Genomic DNA, 248 nt, shown 5'->3' with positions numbered 1-248 from the left:
ACCAGCGTGGACCGCTTGCTGCAACTCTCTCAGGGCCAGGCGGTGAAGGGCAATCAGCTGTTGCCCGTCTCACTGGTGAAAAGAAAAACCACCCTGGCGCCCAATACGCAAACCGCCTCTCCCCGCGCGTTGGCCGATTCATTAATGCAGCTGGCACGACAGGTTTCCCGACTGGAAAGCGGGCAGTGAGCGCAACGCAATTAATGTAAGTTAGCTCACTCATTAGGCACCGGGATCTCGACCGATGC

At 57.7% G+C, this 248-nt stretch carries 1 pseudogene; it reads left to right on the top strand.

The annotated features are described in order from the left end of the window. Window positions 1-189 (top strand): annotated as a pseudogene (locus SB822_RS59545) (hypothetical protein); the annotation flags it as partial. Window positions 190-248 lie beyond the last annotated feature (59 nt).

The organism is Paraburkholderia sp. SIMBA_054 (assembly GCF_046534875.1).
GTDB classification, from domain to species: domain Bacteria; phylum Pseudomonadota; class Gammaproteobacteria; order Burkholderiales; family Burkholderiaceae; genus Paraburkholderia; species Paraburkholderia hospita.
This window is presented reverse-complemented; position numbering and strand designations above follow the sequence as displayed.